The organism is Alkalinema pantanalense CENA528 (assembly GCF_050753345.1).
Lineage (GTDB): Bacteria > Cyanobacteriota > Cyanobacteriia > Leptolyngbyales > Leptolyngbyaceae > Alkalinema > Alkalinema pantanalense.
In genome coordinates this window covers 1-2590 of sequence record NZ_JBLZFX010000206.1, presented here as the reverse complement: position 1 = coordinate 2590, position 2590 = coordinate 1, and the positions used below count along the sequence as shown (strand labels likewise).

The window sequence follows — 2590 nt, the reverse complement described above, 5'->3', positions numbered from 1 at the left end:
ACCCAGGCGGGCGCCGGGGGGCTGCTGGTGGCGCCCGTCCCCGGCGATCGGCTCCGGGCGGGGCGGAACATGGACGTGACGCTGGCCGGCGAGGCCGGCGATCCCGTGGTCATCGGAACACTCGAGGTGCGGCAATGAGCGGTGGGAAGATCCTGGTCTGCGGCGGCGCGGGCTACATCGGTTCGCACATGGCGAGGCGCCTCGACGAGGCCGGCTACGACGTCGTCGTGTACGACAACCTCTCCACCGGCCATGCGGCCGCGGTGGAGGGCCTGCGGCTGGTGCGCGGCGACATCCGCGACCGCGACGCGCTCGATCGGCTGCTGGGCGGGGAGCGCTTCGACGCGGCGATGCATTTCTGCGCGAGCTCGCTGGTCGGCGAGTCGATCCTCAAGCCCCTGCAGTACTGGGACAACAACCTCGGCGGTACGCTCGTGCTGCTCGACGCGCTGCGCCGCGCGGACGTGGGCCGGCTGGTGTTTTCCTCGACCGCCGCGGTGTTCGGAGAGCCCCGCGCGCCGCGCATCGACGAGTCGCATCCGCGCGAACCGATCAATCCCTATGGCGCCAGCAAGCGCGCGGTAGAGGACGTGCTGGCCCAGCTCGGCGAGGCCGAGGGCTTCCGCTCGATCTCGCTGCGCTACTTCAACGCCGCCGGCGCCAGCCTCGACGGCCGCCTGGGCGAGAGCCACACCCCCGAGACCCACCTGGTGCCGAACGTCCTGCGCGCGGCGCTCGGCCAGCAGGGCGGACTGAAGGTGTTCGGCGACGACTACCCCACGCCGGATGGTTCCTGCGTCCGCGACTACGTGCACGTGCTCGACCTGGTCGAGGCGCACCTGCTGGCGCTGCGCGCGATGGACGCGGGCGAGCCGGCGCGCTGCTTCAACCTCGGCAACGGCGAGGGCTACAGCGTGCTGCAGGTGATCGGCGCGGCGGAGCGCCTCCTGGGCCGGCCGATCGCGTTCGAGCGCGCCCCGCGCCGCCCCGGTGATCCGCCGGTGCTGGTCGCCGACAGCCGCCGCGCGCGCGAGGTGCTGGGCTGGGCGCCGGCGCACGCCGACCTCGAGACCATCATCGCGACCGCGCTGCGCTGGCACCGCGCGCCGCGCTACTGAGGCTCAGTCGAGGTAGAACCCGCTCGCGCCGCGCGCGGCCATGGCCGCCTGGACCTCGCGGGCATTGATCTCGTTGGGCTGGCCGTGGACGTAGACCCGCGTGCCGTCGTCGCCGGAGAGGCGGCGGATGTTGTCGCCGCGGGCCGCGAACGACAGCGGCACCGTGAATCCCGCGAGCGCGTGGCGCACCGGCGCGACCTCGGCGAGGAAGGGCTCGACGAGGGCGTCGTCGTAGGCCACCGGCAGCTTGTACAGGGTCAGGATGATGCGGCCCCCGAAGCCCCGCTCCGCCAGCCCGGCCACCTCGGCGACCGAATAGGCCTGCAGGACGAACTGCTCGCGCCTCGGGCTGGCGGCCACCGCCGCCTCGACGTCCGCGAGCGGGCCCTTGGTGTCGGTGACGACCACCGCATCGGGATGCCTCGCAAGGAAGGCCTCGAGGTCGTCGAACGTCATCGGCGCGTAGTCGCCGGGGACGCCATGCGCGGAGGCCCGGGCAACGATCCGGCGCGCACGGAACTCCTCCAGCGCAGGCGCCTGGTCGCCCTCGTCGCCGACGAAGCGCCGCCAGTTGGTCCAGTCGTGCGCGGCCACAAGCACGCCGTCGCTGGTGGCCAGCAGGTCGATCTCGAACCAGCGCGTGCCGATGGCGTAATTGGCCTCGAGTGCTTCGCGGCTGTTGGTGAGTACGTTGCCGCTGATCGATCCCGCCGCATGCGCGATCACCAGGCAGCAGGTGCCTTCGGCGGGCGTCGCCACGTAGCTGGGCCCGCCCGGAAGGGCGATGCTGGACAGCAGTCCGAGGGCGAGGCCGAGGGGCGAGGGCATGCGATGGCTCCGTTGGTAGGGAGGGGGCTGCGTCGCGCTTCGGCGAAGCCGTCGCTGGCCAGACAAAGGGGCCCCGGGATTCAAGCAGAGCCGGGCCCCGACGTCGACCTTGCCAGCATTCGACCGGTCAAGGCGCGGCGTCTCGCGCCCTGCTCGAGCTGGAGGCGCAGCGCCCGCTGGGTGAGCGTCCTTGACGCTGTCGGCAGCAGCGCGAACAGGGGGTGTCGCGGATGCCGAAGCTCCAGGTCTACGCGCGCGGTCGCCGCGCTTCGGGACGCCAGGATCGGGGTGGCTTCTGCTTCCGGAGGGCAACCCGCTCGCGGATGGCGTCGAGATGACCGCGCGCCTGCACAACTACGATGTGGGCGCGCATCTCCCGGTCACCTCACCCGTGTGCCCGCCATTGCGGGTGCTACGGCTGATCCGCTCCCGGCTGCCCGGTCGGGGCCGCATGAGTGCCGAGGCCTACCTGGCGGACGCCTTGGAGATTCAGTTCCATGCGGCTGGGGTCGCCGTTGGACTGAACGCTTGTGGTGGGCTCCGTGCTGGCCGCAGTCAGCGTGGCGGTCGTGTCGTCCTGAGGCGCGCGGTCGCCCCCTGTCCGAAAGGACGGGTCCGCCCCGCCCCCCGGGCCAGCTAGAATC

The 2590-nt window shown here is 72.4% G+C and carries 2 protein-coding genes; one reads left to right on the top strand and one right to left on the bottom strand.

Annotation, left to right across the window (positions count from 1 at the left end; genetic code table 11):
• Positions 1-134: 134 nt before the first annotated feature.
• Positions 135-1118, top strand: a complete 984-nt coding sequence (galE, locus tag ACN4EG_RS27560; protein WP_431633488.1) for a UDP-glucose 4-epimerase GalE — start codon at positions 135-137, stop codon at positions 1116-1118.
• Positions 1119-1121: 3 nt separating this feature from the next.
• Here galE and ACN4EG_RS27555 read toward each other — a convergent pair whose 3' ends face one another.
• The gene (locus ACN4EG_RS27555; protein ID WP_431633487.1) at positions 1122-1946 is read right to left on the bottom strand and encodes a glycerophosphodiester phosphodiesterase family protein; all 825 of its coding nucleotides are present in this window, start codon (positions 1944-1946) and stop codon (positions 1122-1124) included.
• Positions 1947-2590 lie beyond the last annotated feature (644 nt).

Bases quoted from the DNA above. Each gene is read 5' to 3' on its own strand.
- galE (WP_431633488.1), top strand. From the start codon at position 135: ATGAGCGGTGGGAAGATCCTGGTCTGCGGCGGCGCGGGCTACATCGGT.
- ACN4EG_RS27555 (WP_431633487.1), bottom strand. From the start codon at position 1,946: ATGCCCTCGCCCCTCGGCCTCGCCCTCGGACTGCTGTCCAGCATCGCC.